23 protein-coding genes and 1 tRNA gene are annotated in these 18,188 nt (G+C 63.6%); 22 read left to right on the forward strand and 2 right to left on the reverse strand.

Annotation, left to right across the window (positions count from 1 at the left end):
• Positions 1-63 precede the first annotated feature (63 nt).
• The 21 genes from JQ553_RS10665 (at position 64) to JQ553_RS10765 (ending at position 16,302) form a co-directional block, all read left to right on the forward strand.
• A complete protein-coding gene (locus tag JQ553_RS10665; RefSeq protein WP_212499903.1) occupies positions 64-507 on the forward strand; it encodes a hypothetical protein in 444 nt (147 codons plus the stop codon).
• Positions 504-2,525, forward strand: coding sequence for a hypothetical protein (locus JQ553_RS10670; protein ID WP_212499904.1), 2,022 nt, complete (start codon positions 504-506; stop codon positions 2,523-2,525). Before JQ553_RS10665 ends, JQ553_RS10670 begins: the two co-directional genes overlap by 4 nt.
• 2 nt (positions 2,526-2,527) lie before the next feature.
• A complete protein-coding gene (locus JQ553_RS10675; RefSeq protein WP_212499905.1) occupies positions 2,528-2,965 on the forward strand; it encodes a hypothetical protein in 438 nt (145 codons plus the stop codon).
• The gene (locus JQ553_RS10680) at positions 2,962-3,273 is read left to right on the forward strand and encodes a hypothetical protein (protein ID WP_212499906.1); all 312 of its coding nucleotides are present in this window, start codon (positions 2,962-2,964) and stop codon (positions 3,271-3,273) included. Before JQ553_RS10675 ends, JQ553_RS10680 begins: the two co-directional genes overlap by 4 nt.
• Positions 3,270-3,491: a hypothetical protein gene (locus JQ553_RS10685; RefSeq protein ID WP_212499907.1), complete on the forward strand. Its 222-nt coding sequence runs from the start codon at positions 3,270-3,272 to the stop codon at positions 3,489-3,491. The genes JQ553_RS10680 and JQ553_RS10685 overlap by 4 nt, the downstream gene beginning before the upstream one ends.
• 1 nt (position 3,492) lies before the next feature.
• The gene (locus tag JQ553_RS10690; RefSeq protein ID WP_212499908.1) at positions 3,493-4,518 is read left to right on the forward strand and encodes a phage late control D family protein; all 1,026 of its coding nucleotides are present in this window, start codon (positions 3,493-3,495) and stop codon (positions 4,516-4,518) included.
• Positions 4,515-5,090, forward strand: coding sequence for a hypothetical protein (locus JQ553_RS10695; RefSeq protein WP_212499909.1), 576 nt, complete (start codon positions 4,515-4,517; stop codon positions 5,088-5,090). The genes JQ553_RS10690 and JQ553_RS10695 overlap by 4 nt, the downstream gene beginning before the upstream one ends.
• The gene (locus tag JQ553_RS10700; protein WP_212499910.1) at positions 5,087-5,968 is read left to right on the forward strand and encodes a tail fiber domain-containing protein; all 882 of its coding nucleotides are present in this window, start codon (positions 5,087-5,089) and stop codon (positions 5,966-5,968) included. Before JQ553_RS10695 ends, JQ553_RS10700 begins: the two co-directional genes overlap by 4 nt.
• Positions 5,968-6,330 (forward strand): hypothetical protein, encoded by a 363-nt coding sequence (locus JQ553_RS10705; protein WP_212499911.1) that lies wholly within the window; start codon positions 5,968-5,970, stop codon positions 6,328-6,330. Before JQ553_RS10700 ends, JQ553_RS10705 begins: the two co-directional genes overlap by 1 nt.
• Positions 6,331-6,337: 7 nt before the next feature.
• On the forward strand, positions 6,338-7,525 hold the full coding sequence (locus JQ553_RS10710; RefSeq protein ID WP_212499912.1) for a baseplate J/gp47 family protein: 1,188 nt from the start codon (positions 6,338-6,340) through the stop codon (positions 7,523-7,525).
• A gap of 9 nt (positions 7,526-7,534) precedes the next feature.
• Positions 7,535-8,359, forward strand: coding sequence for a hypothetical protein (locus JQ553_RS10715; protein ID WP_212499913.1), 825 nt, complete (start codon positions 7,535-7,537; stop codon positions 8,357-8,359).
• An 11-nt stretch (positions 8,360-8,370) separates the two neighbouring features.
• Positions 8,371-9,591: a hypothetical protein gene (locus tag JQ553_RS10720; protein ID WP_212499914.1), complete on the forward strand. Its 1,221-nt coding sequence runs from the start codon at positions 8,371-8,373 to the stop codon at positions 9,589-9,591.
• Between the two features lie 67 nt (positions 9,592-9,658).
• The gene (locus tag JQ553_RS10725; protein ID WP_212499915.1) at positions 9,659-11,710 is read left to right on the forward strand and encodes a hypothetical protein; all 2,052 of its coding nucleotides are present in this window, start codon (positions 9,659-9,661) and stop codon (positions 11,708-11,710) included.
• 33 nt (positions 11,711-11,743) lie between these two features.
• The gene (locus JQ553_RS10730) at positions 11,744-12,724 is read left to right on the forward strand and encodes a hypothetical protein (protein ID WP_212499916.1); all 981 of its coding nucleotides are present in this window, start codon (positions 11,744-11,746) and stop codon (positions 12,722-12,724) included.
• 2 nt (positions 12,725-12,726) lie between these two features.
• The gene (locus tag JQ553_RS10735) at positions 12,727-13,212 is read left to right on the forward strand and encodes a hypothetical protein (protein WP_212499917.1); all 486 of its coding nucleotides are present in this window, start codon (positions 12,727-12,729) and stop codon (positions 13,210-13,212) included.
• 64 nt (positions 13,213-13,276) lie between these two features.
• Entirely contained in the window at positions 13,277-14,401 is a 1,125-nt protein-coding gene (locus JQ553_RS34390; protein WP_249144151.1) for a hypothetical protein, read from the forward strand.
• Positions 14,402-14,414: 13 nt separating this feature from the next.
• On the forward strand, positions 14,415-14,744 hold the full coding sequence (locus tag JQ553_RS10745; protein ID WP_212499918.1) for a hypothetical protein: 330 nt from the start codon (positions 14,415-14,417) through the stop codon (positions 14,742-14,744).
• A gap of 17 nt (positions 14,745-14,761) precedes the next feature.
• Complete coding sequence (locus tag JQ553_RS10750) at positions 14,762-15,031, forward strand: hypothetical protein (protein ID WP_212499919.1); 270 nt, start codon at positions 14,762-14,764, stop codon at positions 15,029-15,031.
• Positions 15,032-15,042: 11 nt separating this feature from the next.
• Positions 15,043-15,390, forward strand: coding sequence for a hypothetical protein (locus JQ553_RS10755; protein ID WP_312015120.1), 348 nt, complete (start codon positions 15,043-15,045; stop codon positions 15,388-15,390).
• Positions 15,390-15,836: a GNAT family N-acetyltransferase gene (locus tag JQ553_RS10760; RefSeq protein ID WP_212499920.1), complete on the forward strand. Its 447-nt coding sequence runs from the start codon at positions 15,390-15,392 to the stop codon at positions 15,834-15,836. The genes JQ553_RS10755 and JQ553_RS10760 overlap by 1 nt, the downstream gene beginning before the upstream one ends.
• A 16-nt stretch (positions 15,837-15,852) precedes the next feature.
• Positions 15,853-16,302 carry a hypothetical protein gene (locus JQ553_RS10765; protein ID WP_212499921.1) on the forward strand — a complete coding sequence of 150 codons (450 nt, stop codon included), beginning with the start codon at positions 15,853-15,855 and terminating at the stop codon, positions 16,300-16,302.
• Positions 16,303-16,372: 70 nt separating this feature from the next.
• Here the strand turns inward: JQ553_RS10765 and JQ553_RS10770 are convergent, their stop codons facing one another.
• Both JQ553_RS10770 and JQ553_RS10775 read right to left on the reverse strand, forming a co-directional pair.
• Positions 16,373-16,951: a hypothetical protein gene (locus JQ553_RS10770; protein ID WP_212499922.1), complete on the reverse strand. Its 579-nt coding sequence runs from the start codon at positions 16,949-16,951 to the stop codon at positions 16,373-16,375.
• 199 nt (positions 16,952-17,150) lie between these two features.
• Positions 17,151-17,225, reverse strand: a tRNA-Glu gene (locus tag JQ553_RS10775).
• 510 nt (positions 17,226-17,735) lie between these two features.
• Here JQ553_RS10775 and JQ553_RS10780 point away from each other — a divergent pair.
• Positions 17,736-18,188, forward strand: a complete 453-nt coding sequence (locus tag JQ553_RS10780; RefSeq protein ID WP_212499923.1) for a (2Fe-2S)-binding protein — start codon at positions 17,736-17,738, stop codon at positions 18,186-18,188.

An 18,188-nucleotide genomic window follows, 5' to 3' on the forward strand; every position in this document is an offset into this window, starting at 1 on the left:
CGCCAGCGGCGAGAACAAGGGCGCCTCATTCGATTGGGACGTCGGACAGTGGGTGAGGCCGACATGATGGAATTGAAAGAGTTCGAGGCGATGCTGTCGCGGTCGCTCGCGACCGTCGAGCCTAAGCTCGCCATCGGTCTCGACAAGGTCGGACAACTCGCCGAGTCCATCGCGGCCGAACTGCCAGGCCACTATCAGCCGGGCTGGGCTCCGCTCGCCGAGTCCACGATCAAGGACAAGGTCGCCAAGGGCTTCCCGGTCCCCTCGCCGTTGAAGCGCACCGGCGCCATGGCCGGCTCATATCGCAAGGAAGTCGACCCAGCCTCGCTTGCGATGGTGGTTGGCTCGGCGGACCCGAAAGCGCTCTGGCAGGAAATGGGAACGTCGCGCGGGATCCCGCCGCGGCCGGTGTGCGAGCCTGCGCTGAAACGGTCGCTGCCATTCGCCGCTGACGTGTTCGGCGCGATCGCGGTCTCGCTGTTGACGGGTAAGGCGCTGCTCAAGTGATCACATCGTTCGAAGTCGGCGCAGTCTTCCGGATCATCAATCAGGCGTCGCCGGCGCTTGCCCAGATTCTAAAACAGGTTCGCGAGCTCAGCGCCGCGATCGACAAGGCCAAGGCCAACATCGCCGGCATCGCCAAGATGCCAGGGCTTGCCGCCGCCACGGGCGAGGCGAAGGCACTGGCGCTGGCGTGGCGCGAGGTTGGCAAGGCGGCCTCATCGGCCAACCGGTCAATCACCGCGGCCAGCAAGAAATCCTTGGCGGGTCCTGGCGCGGCTGGCGTGGCCGAGGCGCAGTCGCTTGCGGCGGCCTGGGAGCGGATTGCAGTCGCATCTACGGCAGCGACCGGCAATGCGCGCCAGATCGCCACGGCAGCACGCCGGGGCGCCAGCGGGTCCGTAGGCGGCGGTGGTGGCGGTGGTGCTCCTCCCCGCATTGGCGGGCGGCATCAACCCGGCTTCATGGCGGGGCTATCCGGCGGCATGCACATCGGCGGGCCGTCGGCGGGTATCCCGGGCGGTGCACATATCCGCATGCGCGGTGGCGCAGCGGCGGCCGCGGGCCTCGTTGGCTATGGCGTCTATGAAGCGGCGCAGATGGAAGACGCGGTCTTCCAGCTGATCTATCACGCCGGCCTCGAGCAGAACGACGCCAACCGCGCCAAGTTTCGGAAGGTCCTGCAGGACTCGATGGTGGAATCGGGCTACGGCCTGCACGAAATCTCGGAGAGCGCAAAGCAGGAAATCCGCATGTTCCAGGGCACGCCCGGCGGCGGCCTGGATGTGCTGCCCGAGATGCTGCGCGCGGCGACGATCGAAAGCCGGCTGAAGGGAGAGAGTCCGCAGGAATCGATGAAGGCATTGATCGGCCTCGCGCACATGACGAAGCAGTATGATGCAAAGTCGATCGCGAAACTGGCCCCGGCGTTCGCGTTTCTCTCGACCGCCAATCCGGAGTCATTGAAATCGATCGAGCGCGCGGCCGGATATGCGACGCCGATCCTGCAATCGTCTCTCGAGGTCGACCCGATCCAGTCGCTGCTGATGGGGACCGCGCTGACGCGCGCCGGCGCGACGTCGACAAAATCGGGCACATGGCTCCGAGAAATGGCGATCCGCGCGATGCCGGGCACCGCGATCTTCGAGAGCGAGAAGAAGGCCGAGCGTCACGACGAGTTGCTGCGCCGGCTCGGCCTACTCGATAAGGATGACAAGCCGCTCTGGTTCACCAACGGCAAGCCCGACCTGTTCAAGATGTTGGACATCGCAGGGACCAATCTGGAAAAGATCCCGCTGACGGAGCGCGCCGGCGTCGAGCGCAAACTGTTCGGCGCGCAGGGTAGCGGCGGCCTCGCGCTGCTTTCAGATCCAGCGGTGCGCGAGCAGGTGCAGGCGCTTCGCAAGGAAATGGAATCTCCGGAGTTCAAGAATCGTTATGCCGGCTTCGTCGAGGCCTACAAGGAAGGATCGACGGTGCAGCAGGCGCGCACCTCGATGCAGGAATTTAATGTCCTGATGATGGACCTCGGCAAGGATATCCTGCCTTCCGTCAATGTGGCGCTGAAGAATTTCAAGCAGATCATCGAGGGCATCCGCGACCTGATCCCTGGCGCGAAGAATGACGGTAAGATGGGCGGCGCTGCGATCACCGGAGCCGTCGGCGGCGCGGCAGTCGGCTTCATGTATGGCGGCGTTCCAGGGGCGGTTGCTGGCGGAGTGGTCGGTGGCGTCGGCGGCGTCGCCGCGCAATACCTCGAGCAGCAGTCGCGCGATAGCAAGGCGAAGTTCGACGCTGAGGAAAAGGCGCGATCGAAAGCGAACCTCGATGCTCTCCGCGGCGTGCCAGCTGGCGGAGGCGGCGTCTTCCCTGGCGGCACCAAGGCCGTGGTGCCGCCGATCCATCTCAATCTCAACATCGATGGCCGCGCGCTCGCGGCCGCGGTGTCCGAACAGCAGAGCTCGGCGTCGAAATATGATACGTCCGCGCCGGATGTTAACGGCATCTCGTTCCCGGCGCCATAAACATGCCCAGCACCCTCATCCTCGCCGGCATCGCCTTCGACTCCTACTCGACGCCCCGGCGCATGGGCGCCGGCGGCCGGCAAGCGATGGTGGTGCATAAGCTGCCGGGCGGATCGCGCGCCATCGATACGCTTGGACCGGATGAGGCTGACATCGTCTGGCAAGGCGAGTTCTTCGGCGACGACGCCTACCAGACCGCGCTTGTGCTCGACGGCATCCGCGCCGCCGGTCAGGTGGTGACGCTGACCTGGGGCGGCCAATCGCGCCTCGTCATCGTCGCGGAGTTTCTCTACCTGATCAGGCGCGAGCCGGTCTGGGTTGAATATTCGGTGGTCTGCATGGTGGTCCAGAACCCGGGACTCGGACTGCTTGGCGTGGTGCCAGGCGGCATCGACAGGCTGATCTCCTCCGATCTTTCCCTCGCCGCAGGCCTGCTATGAGCATTCCCGCCAACATCGCAACCGAGATCGGGAGTCTGCAGCAGCAGGTCGCGGAGGCCGTGCCGCTGGCGCAGGCATCGCATGCCACGGTGACCGCGCTGCAGCTCAACGCCGGCAATCTGGTGAACGACATTCAGAGCGCGCTGACCGCGACCAGCACGCTCGACACATGGGTGCCGCCGGTCGACGCGCCCAGTATGGTCATTGGCTTCGATGCCGTCGTCACTGCAGCCGAAGATCAGGCCAATCTCTCACTGATGCGCGGCGTCGTCGGCCGCGTGTCGGCAAACCTGAACCAGCTATCATGACCGTCGGATTTATCGCGGCCACTGTGCCGGCCAAGGTGGTGCATGCAAGCGACACCACGCTGTTTCGCATAGCGATGCAGCAGACCGGCGATCCGCTGCAGTGGGTCGCGATCGCGCGGCTGAACGGCATCACCGATCCGTGGATCGTGGGCTCGCAAGACATCCTGATCCCGCCGGTGCTGCCGAGCGGTCCGCAGACCGGAATCCTGGGTCTATGAGATGGCAATCAGCAGTGGCGTCGGACCGCATGCGGCATGGCTGAACGTCGCCGGCGGTCAATTTCCGATCGAGCACGGCAACGTCGAGCAGACCGCTGACCGGAAGACCTCGTCGTTCTCCGGCGTGATCCCGATGGCCTTGAACGGCGCGCGCGCGACGTTCGCCGGCCTAGCGGCAGGAACGGAAGCCTCAGTCATCGTGATGACGCGCGGCCAGACCGCGACGCTGATCACCGGCGAGCTCGACGAGGTTGGCTTCGACTATATCGCGCGCACGATCCGTTTTCGGGGCCGCGACAAGTCGTCAAAGCTGCATGAGAACAACACGTCAGAGAAATGGCTGAACAAGAAGCCATCCGAGATCGTGCAGGACCTGATCGGCCGCGTCGGCCTCTCCGGCAACGTCGCCGCCAGCCTGGTCAAGGCCGGCAAGCAACTGCAGCAGGATTTCGTCAAGCTGTCGGAGAACAACACCTTTGCCCGCATCATCCATGAGATGGCGCGCCTCGATGGCGCGCGATGGTGGGTCGATCCGCAGGGCCAATTCCACTACCAGCCGATCGGAAGTCCGGAAGGCGTCTACTCGATCACCATCAACCAGGAGATCGAACCGATCTCTGCCGACTGCGTCGAACTGCGGGTTCTCCATAATCTGCAGGCCGCTCGCCCCGTCGCCGTCACCGTGCGGGGATGGCATCCGAAGAAGCGGCAGATCTTCTCCTACACGTCGAACGTCGAGGGCAAAGGCCCGAAGCTGAGCTATTTCTATCAGGTGCCGACGTTGACGGAGGACCATGCGAGGCGGCACGCGAAATCGGAAGCAACTGAAAAAGCGCGCCACGAGCTCCTGGTACATGCGACCGTGGTCGGCGATCCCTCAGTGCAGGCCGGCATGGGATTGCAGCTCAACGGCACCGACTTCGATCAGACCTACGATATCGATCACGTCAGCCACGACTTCGGCATGAGCGGGCATCGGACCCACATCTCGGCCCGGTCGCCGAAATCAGGAAGGTCGGCGTCGTGAGCAATCTGGACGACCTGATCTACCGGCAGATCATGCGCTATATGCACGGCGGCGTCGGCGCGATCGGCAACGCGCGCTTTCACGAGCGCCACGCAGTCGTCACGAGCTACGACCCCGAGAAGTATCTCGCCAAGGTCATGTTCATGCCGGAGCAGCAGGAGTCCGGTTGGCTGCCGATCGAGACCGGGCACATCGGCAATTCCTATGGCGTCGCCATCGGCCTGCAGCCGGGCGACGGCAAGAACTCTGGCGATCAGGTCATCGTTCGCTTCCAGGAAGGCGACCTCGAGTCCGGCAAGATCGTCCAGCGCGTTCACTCCGACGACGAAAAGCCGCCGGTGGTGCAGTCCGGCGAGATCGTGATCTGGTCGAAGTTCAAGAAGTCGACCGGCAAGTCAGGTCTTGGCGATGACAATACCGGCGGCGATTTCGACGAGACGGCCGAGAGTGGTCAGGGCGGAAGTGGCCAGCAACTCTACTTCAAGAACGACGGCACGCTGACCATCACCGACGGCAACGGCGCGACGCATTTCTACGACGGCAAGGGCAACATTACGGTCACCACGAAATGACGCATAAGATCCGGATCGTCCCATCGCAACCAGAGACGCCTGACAATCCGGGGCTCGACTCGCTCAATCAGCTTTCCGGCATGATCCAACAGGCCGCCGGGCTCTCCGGCGCTGGCGTCGGACTTCCCGGCCTCAACTCGCTCGGCTCGAGCATCTCCTCGCTGGCGTCCAGCTTCACCGGGGGCGCCGGCGGAACGTTCGCCTCGGCGATCGCCACGGCAGGGACATCGATGATGTCCGCAAGCGCCGGCGCCATGGCGGGGCTCGTCTCTTCGATGCAGTCGGCGCTGTCGTCGTTGACGGGCGCGCTCGGCGCCGGGTTGTTCGCGCAGGCGATCCACACCCATGTGCTCGACGCGAAGGACGGCATCCTGGCGAGCGCCTTCCAGGGCCAGCACAAGACGACATGGGACAACAACGGCGTGACCCATACGTCGAGCCAGGCGGTGACCACGACGGCGCCGCAGCTGCCGCACAACGGCAACCTTCTCGCCTCTGACAACCTGATCCTGACCAAGGTCATGACGGCGCTCAGCTACGTGACGACGTCGGATGCACGTCTCAAAAGCGACATCAAGGACCTGCCGCCGGTGCTCGACAAGGCCATGAAGATCAAGGTCAAGACCTTCCGCAAGCGGTTCGTCAGGACCAACGAGCGCGGCGAGCATTCCATCCATGAGGACGGCGTACGATCGATGGGTGTGATCGCGCAGGAATATCAGAAGCACTTCCCCGAGCTCGTCCACCGGACAACCGACTTCCTCGGCGTCGAAGAGTCAAAGATAGGCATCATCGCGCTGGTAGCGCTGCAGGAATTCGTCGAGGAGCAGCGGCGCGAGATCGCCGAGTTGAAACGCCAGCTGAAAGCGAAAGCCTGATGGCCGACGTCTCGCTTGAATGGAACGACGATTTTCAGCCGGATTCGAACGGCGATCTCTTGTTGGTCGACGGCGATGACGAGGTGCGCCAGCGCCTCGAGCGCCGCCTGTTCACCGCCGAGAAAGGCTACGTCTGGCATCCGAGCTACGGCGCCGGGCTGCCGCAGAAGATCGGCTCGGTGTACTCGGTGGAAGAGATCAAGTCGATCGTCGCCTCGCAGCTCGCGCTCGAAGCCTCTGTTGCGCCCTCGCCGCCGGCGCAGCTGACCGTCTCGCAAGCGGACGGCGGCATCGTCACGATCTCGATCCTCTATTGGGACGCCAAGACCGGCACGTCGGTCAGTTTCGAGATTACGTCGTGAGGACTTGATGGCAAACCTTCCGACGCAAAGCTTCGATACGATCGTCGCCAACACGATCGCCGGCATCCAGGGCCGCGCCAAAAAGCTGATCGACTTCTCGGAGGGATCGACGCTGCGTGCGATCGCCGAGGGCTTCACCGGCGTGTTCCTCTGGTTTCAGGGCCTGGTGCTGCTGGTGCTGCAGGCCTCGCGACTGTCGACCGCGAGCGGCGTCGACGTCGATACCTTCACCGCAGATTTCATGCCGCCGATTGTCGGAACGACATCGCCGCGGCTCGGCGCGCAGGCGGCCAGCGGGCAGGTGACATTCGCCCGCTTCACCGCGGCGCCGGCGACATGCTTCATCCCGGTCGGCGCGACAGTGCAGACCAACGATGGCCAGAACGATTTCGCCGTCATCGCCGATCCGACCTTCGGCACCTATTCGCAGGATCCGAACGGCTACACGCTGGCGGCCAATGTCGACTCGATCATCGTGCCGGTGCAGGCGGTTGTCGCGGGCTCCGCAGGCAACGTGGTCGCAGGCTCCATCACGGTGATGACGTCGCCGATCACCGGCATCGATACCGTCACCAATGTCGCGAGCTTCATCAACGGCGCCGACCAGGAAAGCGACAGCGCGCTGAAGGCGCGGTTCGCCGCCTACATCCTCGGCCTGTCGCGTGGCGATGCGTTCGGACTGCAGGCCTCGATCGAGGGCACCGCAGTCAATGTGCAGTACACGTTGACCGAGGCCTATAACCTCGACGGCAGCTTTCACCCCGGCTACTTCTTCGTCGTCGCCGATGACGGCTCGGGCTCGCCTTCGCCGGCCTTCCTGCAGATGGTCACGGATGCGGTCAACGCGGTGCGGCCGCTCTCGGTTCAGGCCGCGGTCTTCGCGCCAACGATCTTCATCGCCAATGTCTCGATGCAGATCCAGACCGCGCTCGGCTATGATCACAACACGGTAGTTTCGCAGGTCGTGGCGCTGATCGGCGTCAACATCAAGCAGCTCGGGCTCGGCAATCCGCTGCCGTTCTCGATCCTGTCGGCCTGGGCCTACTCGGTGCCGGGCGTCACGCAGGTCGGCGGCGTCCTGCTCAATGGCGCGAGCGGTGATGCGGCCTCGGTGCTGCCGACCAAGCTGACGCAGGATGGCACCTTCGTCATCCGCTACGCCACGATCAAGCCCGGCATCATTGCCGTGAGCTAAAGGCCCGATATGCTCCTGCTCCTCTTCGGCCAACAGTCCGATCCGACGCCGCCCCCTGTCGTCGTGACGGAGGCCGCTACGGCGCCGTCAACGAGTGACGACATCGTCGCCCGCGTCAAGAAGCTCATTCCGCATCGCTGGTTTAGGTGGGTCGCGCCGTATCGTGATGCCATCATCGGCGGCCTCGCCGACTCCGCGGCATGGAATTTCACGCTGATCGCATATGCGAAGGCTCAAACCCGGCTCGCGACGGCATATGGCATCTGGCTCGATATCTTCTGTTACGACTTCCTGGGCGGAGCGCTGACCCGCAGCGGGCTGCAGGACGACAGCTTCCGCGCCGTGATCCGCGCGACCATCCTGCAAGAGCGCGTGACGCGCGCCGGCATGAGCAACGCCGTGACGCGGATCACAGGCCTGGTGCCGCTGATCTTCGAGCCGTGGAACACTGGCGACACCGGCGGCTATGCCCATCAAGCGAGCGGAGTGATCAGCGGCGGCCAGTTCGGCTACGGCGTCGGCAACGGCGGCTATGGCAACATGAACCTGCCGGCCCAGGTCTTAATGCAGGTCCACCGCAGCGCGCCGAGCGGCGTGCCAGGCGTCGACGGCTACGACGGCACGATCGCCGGTTATGGCGCGGGCGCGATCGAATATGTCGGCAGCACCACGCAGCTCGAGGGCATCACCGATGCCCTGATCTACAACCAGATCAACATGACGAAGCCGACCGGATCGATTGCGTGGATCAGCTTCACGTCGCCGGCGCTGGTTTTGACTGATGACGCGGGCAATCCGCTGACGGACGGCAGCAACCTGCTTGTGACGAAATAAGGGAAATCGTCGTGATGATGATGGTGCGCAGCATTTTGCTGGCTGCTTTCGCTTGGCTCGCGGGCGCGGTGCCGGCGCTTGCGCAGGTGAACGTCCCGTTCTCGACCTACATCACGGGCGCGCCGACAGCGTCGTCGCTTGCAGGCACCGAGCGGATCGTCGGCCTGCAGTCGGGCGCGATCAAGACGCTGACGCCCTACCAGATCCTCTCGATCGTGGCCGGCGATTGCTCGATGGTGTCTCCGCCATCGCTGATCTGCACCAAGACCAACGGCCTGCCGTTTGTGGCCTCGGCGACCACCGATACCACCAACGCCGGCAACATCGGATCAGGCACGCTCAATCTTCAGCGGTTGTCGCTGGCAAACACGCACATCTATGTCGGCAACGCCTCCGGCAACCCGGCGGACGTGGCGCTGAGCGGCGACTGCACGATCAACGCGATCGGAGCGATCACCTGCACCAAGACCGGCGGCGCGAGCTTCGTCGCGAGCGCGACGACAAACACCACCAACGCCAGCAACATCAGTTCCGGCACGCTTGGCACTGCTCGCCTGCCTTCGCCCTTCACAAGCGGCGCGCGGCAGGGCAACACGTCGAACTTCGTCACCTATAGCGGCTCCGCACCGGTCTCAGGCCATGTCGCGACCTATGACGCCAGCGGCAATATCCAGGATGGTGGCGCGGCGGGATCCGGCACGGTCACCGAGCAGAAGAACACGGCCGGCGCGGGTCTGTCGACGTCAGGCAATTGCGACAACCTTTCGAGCAATGCCGGCTCGCCGTGCCAATACCAGATCGTGGCTGGCAGCGTCCCCGGCATCGCCACGAACACCGCAGCAAGCGCAGGCAACGTCGGCGAAGTCATCGTCTCGTCTCTCAACACCGGGACGTTGCCAAATGCGTCCCCCGTTGTCGGCGCCAGCATCTCGTTGACGGCCGGTGATTGGGACATATCAGGTCAGATCGAGTTCAACGCCGGCGGAAGCACTTCGGTGACCGATTGGAGCGCAGCCATCTCCACAACCGGCTCATCGCTCACTCCCATCACCAATTCGCTCGCCCTGCACGAGCGCGTGACGGCCATGAACGATCATTCGAGCTCGATGGCTTTTGCACCGATCCAGGTGCTGCCCTCCACGACCACGACCTATTTCCTCAACGTGCAGGCCACCTACACCGGCGTCGCGCCTAACGCCAACGTAGTCGTGCGCGCAAGGCGAATGCGCTGACCACTTCAAAACCTCACCTCTCCGAACCCGCCGCAAGGCGGGTTTTTTATTGGGCAAGGACGGCCATATGACTGACCGCGTGATCGTGTATCCAGGCCAGCTGCCGCAAGACACCGACATCCTCGACAGCAACTTGTTTGCGATGATCGGACAGGCGTATCTCAACGCCGCGGTCATCGGCTCCGCCACGGCGGTGTCCGGTCTCGCATGCACGCCGACCGCGCCCGCGTCTCTGGTGGTCAATGTCGGCGTAGGTTCGATCTATCAGATCGATCAGATCGACGCCTCCGCCTATGGCACGCTCGGGATCAACAGCAACAACATCGTCAAGCAGGGCATCCTGCAGGCGGCGCAGTCGCTGACGATCACGCCGCCCGGCACGACCGGCTTCTCGCAGGTCTTCCTGGTGCAGGCCGATCTGCAATCAATCGACACCGGCGCTACGGTGCTGAGCTACTATAACTCGGCGAACCCTGCGCAGCCGTTCTCTGGTCCCGCCAACTCGGGATCCTCGCAGTTCACGATCAGGTCGTGCAAATGCGTTGTGGCGCTCAAGGCCGGCGTGCCGGCGACCACCGGCACGCAGGTGACGCCCGCCGCTGATGCCGGCTTCGTCGGCCTCTATGCCATCACGGTGGCGAACGGCGCGACGCAGGTCATCGCGAACAACATCGCGCAGCTGCCGAGCGCGCCGTTCTTCCCGACGCTGCCGCAGGTGCCGTTCCAGGTCCAAGGCGGCAACTACATCTATGCCGGCCAGGACACCGGCACCGCGAACGCCTATGTCGTCACCTTCGTTGCCGGCCAGCCGATTCCGCTGGCGCTGACGGCTGGCCTCACCGTGAAGTTCAAGGCGCTGAACGCCAACACCGGCGCCTCGACCGTCAACGTCAATGGCCTCGGCAACGTCTCGATCCGGCGTGGCAACGGCATCGCGCTTTCGGCCAACGATATCGTATCCGGCGGCGTGGTCGAACTGACCTATGACGGCACCAATTTCCAGATGGCGAACTATCTGGGCACCGGCACCAACACGAACAGCAATACCGTCGTCGGCATCCCCTACGTCGCTGACACCGGCACGGTCAATGCGCTGATCGGCACCTATTCGCCGGCGATCACGGCCGGCCAGCAGGTTGCAGGCCTCACGCTCGAGATCAAGCTCGCCAATACCATCACCGGTGCCGCCACGATCAACGTCTCTGGCCTTGGCACCAAGGCGATCAAGACCGGCGATCTTCAGAACCCGCCGAACGGCCTGTTCGTGGCCGGCGAGGTGTTGCTGATCGTCTATGATGGCACCCAATATCAGGTCGCCAACTCCACCAGCCTGATCTATCGCAAGCCATCCGCCAACACGACGATCTTCGTCAATGGCTCGACCGGCAGCGATACGCTCTACGACGGCACCTCAGCGACCGTCGGCAGCGGCACCTCTGGACCGTTCGCGACGATCGGCAAGGCGGTAGCGGCCGCCTTTGGCTACGCGCCGAGCCAGTTCACGATCACGATCTCGGTTGCGGCAGGCACCTACAACGAGTCGGTTCAGACACCGTCGACGGCTGGTCCCGCGCTGGTCATCGATGGCGGCAGTGCTGCGACCACGACCGTAAATGGCGGCTCGATCGGGACCTGCTTTGCGGTCTTCGGGCCGAACACACTGACGGTCAAGAATTTCACCGTCCAGACGAGCAACCCTGCCTTCAACGGCTTCAGCGCATCGACCGGCGCGACCATGGTGACGATGAACACCGCGAGCAACGGCATCGGCCTCGCCGTGTTCGGCTGCAACTCAGGCGCCAGCCTGCAGCCGGGAACGCATACGTTCAACGGCTCATCGCAAGACCTATTCCTCGCGAACACCGGCGGCAGCATCAACCCTGCGGGCGGCACCGTCTACACGGTCTCGACGGCCATCTCGGTCAGCGCAGCAGCTGCGCAGGCCGTGGTGGGCGGCATCATCAACATGCCGATCACGATCCCCGTCACCTTCGTCAATCCGGCCTTCGTCAGTGGCAAGAAGTTCGACGCCACCGTCAACGGCGCGATCTTGGGCGCATCGCAGTTCCCCGGCACGATCGCCGGGACGCAGTCCACCGGCGGCCAGGCCGTCTTGTAAAGCTTACCCCTCGTAAATGGAATTGGAATGCCCATGATCGACCTGTCAGCACCACCCTATTGCGTCAGAGGAGACTGGTTTGGAAATGATGCCTGCGCCACCGACTGGTGGACAGCTATCCAGGATGCAGCGAACTGTGCCGGCGAGAATCCGGGCGGCATCTCGCCCGACTACGGCGGCTGCGAGGGCGACACGCTGATCCTGCCGAAGGGTTCGATCATGATCGGCCATCCACTGGTCCTGCCGCCCGGCGTATCGCTGCAGGGAAGCGGCAACTTCGCCACCACGCTGGTGGTCAAGGAGAGCTTCGATCCGAGCCGGCACTTCATCGATCTCGGCGATGGCACGCGGCACTACGCGGCGTTCGGCAACCAGATCAAAAACATGATCCTGTGGAATAACCCGAATGTCGACGCCGCCCAGGGCGCCGCGATGGTCTACACCAACAACACCCAGGACACCGACCCGATCCTCGATAACGTGAGGGTGATGGGCTACAAGCGGCGTTGCATCTGGGCCGAGATCGGCTTCGGCGGCGCCTCGATCGCGAAGTTCAGGCAGGTCACGACCGCCTGCACCAAACCCAATCTGCCCGGCGTGCTGCTCGACTATGGCGAGGGCACGCTGATCCACTTCGATGGCTTCGAACCCTGCGCCGGCCGGCAGTCGAACGATCCAGCAAGCCCGCTCTACAACCTGCCGATCCCCGGCACGATCGGCATGGTCATGAAGGGAGGCATCCTGCGCATGGAGCGGATGCATCCGGAGATCGTCGACACCTGCCTCCTGGTCAACCACAAGACCGCGCGCTGCTTCACCGATGTCGACTGGTCGACGATCGGCGGCGGCGTCAACGCCGGCATCGTGTTCATGGGCAACCCGCTGCAGAAGGGAAGGCTGCGCGTCGCCAACACCCAGTGCAACGCCAGTAACCCGAGCTGCCCGACCGTGCTGAACGGGCAATCCGGCGCCGTGTCGATCTTCGGCGACATCGTCGATCCGATCAGGCTGTGACGATGGCCGCCGACGTCTCAGCGCTGCAGGCGGCCTGGTCGCAGTATCCGGCCGGCATGACGACGATCGACAAGCTGACCGCGATCAACAGCCTGAAGGCGATCGGGCCTGCCGTGGATGTGCAGCGCTCCGAGATCCAGAAAGTCATGAGCGCCCACGGCGTGCTCGATAAGATGCAGGCCTACGTCGCCAATCCCGCCGCAGCGACGCAGCCCTGCCTCACCGCGACCAACTACATTCTAGCCGTCGTTCTCTATGAGGCGGAGACTCTCGGCGAGCTGATGCTGGTGACCTCGGACCCGGCCAACCTCAACCTCGTCCAGCAGATCGCGCCGGACCTGCTCGCCGATCCTGCCAACGGCATGACGGCAGACATCCTCGCTCAGATGATGGCGCTGATCACTCCGGGCGTCCCGTGGTGGCAGGCGCACGGCTTTGCCGGGCCGATCACCGTCAAAGACCTGATCGCCGCCGGCAATCTCTTCTGACCCTCACTCGACACGCTTCCCTGCACGCCGCCTCCGGGCGGCTTTTTCATGAGGACGTTACGCGATGAGTATCCCGGCGGAGTTCATGACGGCGCTTCCGTGGTTGGTGCTGATATTGGTTTTTCTCGGCATGGCCTGCCTGCAATGGCGGGTGATCAATGCACTGGATCAGGCGCTGTCGCGGCTGTCGCTGCCGACGGCGCCGCCTCCGCCGCCGGTGATCGTGCAAGGTCCGCCGCCGGTCACTCCCTCGCCGCCGCCTGCTCCGCCGGCACCGAAGTCGACCGGCCCTTTTGATGCAGCGCCGCCCTGGTTTCAAAAGGCGCTGCACGAGATCGGCTTTCACGAGACCGGCAACAACCAGGGCATTGACCGTTACATCGCGCTTGGCCATTGCGGCGCGCTCGGGGATCCGTGGTGCGCGATCTTCGCGAACGCGATGCTGGAATCATCCGGCATCGCCGGCACGCGATCGGCATCGTCGCAGTCGTTCCGCTCCAACCCCAACTTCGTGCAGCTGCAGGGCCCGGCGCTCGGCGCCATCGTCGTGTTCTGGCGCGGCACGCAGGACTCGGGTCTCGGTCATGTCGGCTTCTACCGCGGCGAGAATGCCAACAGCGTGTGGACGCTTGGCGGCAACGAAAACGACATGGTGCAGATCGAGGCGCTGGCGAAGTCGTCATCGACCTTTGGCCTGATCGGCTACTGGTGGCCGAAGTCGGTACCGCTGCCGACGACCGGCGCGGTGATGATGCCGACTGGATCGCCGACCAGCGTCACGGTTGCGCCATCCGCCTCCGCAGCACCGGCGCGGCAAGGCGTGCAGACCGACATCGTCGCGACCTATTTCGGCGGCCAGCAATCGGCCTACGGCGGCGCGATCGACGACAGCGCGCTCGGCGTCGCGCTGCCCTTCCACTTCCAGGGCGATCGGCCGCGCGTGCGCGTCACCGGCAAGCGCTCGGGTCTGTCCGTCGATTGCGACATCGTCGACGTCGGGCCGTGGAACACCAACGATCCCTATTGGCAGACCGGCGCGCGGCCGCAGGCCGAGACCGGCACCGACACGCGCGGCCGCCACACCAATCTCGCCGGCATCGATCTCACGCTCGCTGCCTCGCAGGCCATCCAGATCGACGGCAAAGGGCTCGTCGATTGGGAGTTCGTTCAAAGCCCTAAAGTCACATGAGGAGTAACGTTCGATGGTAGACGTGAAGACCGTTGCGGTCCAAGTCGCGCAAGTCGACGAGGCCGTCATGAAAGCCCTGCCGTTCATCTCGGGAATGATCGGCTTCATTCCAGGCGGCGCGGTCGCGGTGCCGTTCATGCCGCTGATCGCAGGGTTGCTGCAGGTGGTCGACAATGCGGCCAAGCATGTCGCCGAGGGCGACAATGGCGCAGCGATCAACGACGTCCTGTCTGAGATCATGGCCCACCTGACCCCGGGCATGCCGAACTCGAAGACACTGTCGCCGCCGCCGGTGATCATATCACCATCGAGCGCCGATCCGTCGGCACAGGGCTCCGGCTAGGGCCGAAGGCAATGGTAATGACCCCGGAATGGGTCCTGGCGATCTGCGCCGGGGTTACGCTCGCGATTCTGTGGACCGGCACCGTCATCGGCGCCGTGCTCTGGATCACGAACAGGCTCAACGAAATGAAGGCGGAGATCCTCGCCGACTTCAAAGCGAAGCATCAGGCCAACGAGCTGACGGTCAAGGCGCTCGAGTCGCTCGTCATCCGCCACGACGTCATCCTCAATCCAGAGTTCAACGGCGGCGGCGGACCGTCGGCGTATAGAAAGCATCACCCAAAATGAGAAACACAGGCGTGCCCCTCATCACAGGGGCGCTCGTCGCGCTGCTGCTTGCAGCGCAGGCGGGCTTTGCGTTCGCTCACGATCACAATCATCCCGAGCTTAACGAGTGGTATCGATCGCTGCAGTCCCGCAAGGGACCGTGCTGCGGCGGCCCTGACGAGGACGCCACATCGCTGAACGATCTGCAGTGGCGCACCAAGGGCAAGACCTTCGAGGTGTTCGTCGAAGGCGGATGGGTCGACGTGCCGGAAGAGGCGATCGTCAACGTGCCGAACGTCACCGGCACCGCGAAAGTCTGGCTCTATCACTTCAACGGTATGCCGGTGGTCCGGTGCTTCATGCCGGGGATGATGGGGTGATGAGCACGATCGACGACTACCTGATCTTGCAGGTGGACGGCCTGATCTTCTCCCGCACCATCCGCGATTTAAACGCGCTCGACGACTACTTCCCGAAGCTCGAGCCGCGCCACTTCCTGCACGGCTATTGGTGGCTCGCGTCGTTTCGTGGTGCGCCGGTCGCGTTCGCCGGCCTCGTGCCAATGACGCCGTTCGAGGGCGTCGGCTACCTGAAGCGCTGCTATGTGAAGGCCGATCATCACGGCCACGGCTTGCAGCTGCGCATGCTGGCCGCGCGCGAGGTCAAGGCGCGGCTGCTCGGCTGGACGCAGCTCGTCGCCGAGTGCCGGGCCGACAACGCTCACTGCATCAACAATTTCCGTAAGGCCGGATTTGAGCGGTGCGACCCCGAGCAGCGATGGGGCCAGCCCGGTTCGGCCTACTGGACGAAATCGCTGCGCTCCTGAAAAGGGAAATCCGAAAATGGCTACTGGGTGCCTGATGGCGGCTGCCATCTGCGCGGCGCTTGCGCCTGGCGCGCTCAACGATATCGACAAGACGCCGGGCGATGTCCGGACCATGAGCCGGCAGACGATCTGCACGACGAAGACCACGACCGTGCGCAACGTCACCGCCTCGACGAAGAAAAAGGTCTTCGCGCTCTACGGTCTCACCAACAAGACCGGATGGTGCAAGAAAGCCGGTTGCGAGGTCGATCATCTGATCTCGCTCGAGCTCGGTGGCAGCAACGACGCCAAGAACCTGTGGCCACAGCCATACGCCGGCGAGTGGAACGCGCATCAGAAGGACAAGCTTGAGAACAGGCTGCACCGGTTGATCTGCGATGGCACGCTGACGCCGAAAGAGGCGCAGCAGGCGATCGCGAGCGACTGGATCACGGCCTATAAGAAATTCGTCGCCCCACCAGACTGAGACCATCGGCGGACCTGCGCTGACTTGGCCCCGCTTGCCCTTACCGGGCGGCGGGGCCTTTTTTTGCGTTTTAGGCGGCCGCTTGCCAGCTTGCGCCTTTGCGCAAGTTGTCGATCGCCTTCAAGGGTTGAAGATTTGAAAGGGCCCAGCACTCCTTGATCTGCGCCGGGAGATCAAACGATGACACTGGTCGCCTATGGTCGATGTGCCATTCTGTGCCGTAGTTATCCCACGTCATCCAAGGTTCGAACTGCGCCTCGAGATGGGGCACCAGCAACGCCGGATCATAGCCGATCTGTTCCTGCCAGCCCTTCGGTCGTTTGCCGTTCAAGACCTTGGCAAGCCTCTTCCCGATACGCCGCGCGATGATGAAGGCAGGATTTTCTTTTCGATATGCGCGCTCTCGGAGGCGCGTCTGTTCAATGATCAGCGCTCTGTTTTCCCGATACCTGGCTTTTGCTCTATCGATGTGGGCTTCTCGATTTGACGTGTAGTAACGACGCTCCTTGTCGCGATCTCGCAATGAAGACCGGACGGCGTTCCTTGCAGTCCGGCGGCAAGGCTTGCAGATACGCCGCTGATGTTCAAAACAGTCAGCCGGCAGACATTGGGCGCAGGTCCGGCAGGTTTTGATTTTCGGGCGAATCATCGTGGCAATATTACCCGAATTTTGGGGAAACCGCGTAGGAAGCCCGTGGGTGCGTTATTTCCATGTCCCCCGTTGTGGAGTAGCGGGGCGATCCCGGGAACGTATGGGAGCGCCGGAATCCTGCGGGAATGGGCTGGCTAACCCGGTTGGCTAACCGTGCTGGCTAACCGTCCTATAGCGCTTTGATCGCGCTATTTTTTGGCGCTCCCTAGGGGAATCGAACCCCTGTTTCAGCCTTGAGAGGGCCGCGTCCTAACCGCTAGACGAAGGGAGCGTTGAGACCTCAGGCAATAGCCTTGAAATTCGCCTGCCGCAAGATGGCTTGTGCGTTGCGGTGGGGTTTTGTCACGTGATGCTTTACGGCTGTGGGCATTTTTTCGGCACGGAATGCCGCCATGTGGCCCGCCAAAGCCCGTACGCCCTCTCCCCAGCGCGAAATGCCTGGCCCAGGGGTGGAGCCAATCCGTGCCCACAGCCGCGAGTCGCCTCTCGTGCGTGGCGCGGGGCGGTCAGGACGGCCCTGCTTTTGACAAACGGCAGTGCAGGATAGCAAACTGTGAGTCATCTCCACCCCGGCGTCTGAATTCGCAGCACCGTCGCGCTGCGCCAGCCGGCGCCAAGGAGCGAAAAGGAGGGCTTGGAGCAACGCGCGAACTTGGCGCATCAGCAAATTTGTTCACGAGAAAATCTTGGCAAACAAAAAACAGCGCGGCTGCTGGCGAGTGGAAGTGTGTTCCGCCCTGCGCCGCATCGGTCAATAGCTTAGGCAGAGCGAGGACAGACCATGATCAAGATGAAAATCAACGGCCAGGAACAGAATTGGGACGGCGACCCCGATCTTTCGCTGCTCTGGTATCTCCGTGACGAAGCCGGACTGACCGGCACCAAATTCGGTTGCGGCCAGGCGCTGTGCGGTGCCTGCACCGTGATCGTCGACAAGCAGGCGGTGCGCGCCTGCATCACCTCGGTCTCCGACGTGGTCGGGCGCGAAGTCACCACCATCGAAGGCCTGCACCCGACCGGGGATCATCCGGTCCAGAAGGCGTGGCGCCAGATGAACGTTCCGCAGTGCGGCTATTGCCAGGTCGGCCAGATCATGCAGGCGGCGGCGCTATTGAATGAGACCCCAAAACCCTCGCACGAGCAAATCCGCGAGGCGATGTCGGGCAACATCTGCCGCTGCGGCTGCTACCAGCGCATCGAGAATGCCGTCCACCTCGCATCGACGGGAGTGTGA

The sequence above is a fragment of the Bradyrhizobium lablabi genome, from assembly GCF_018131005.1.
GTDB lineage: Bacteria > Pseudomonadota > Alphaproteobacteria > Rhizobiales > Xanthobacteraceae > Bradyrhizobium > Bradyrhizobium lablabi_D.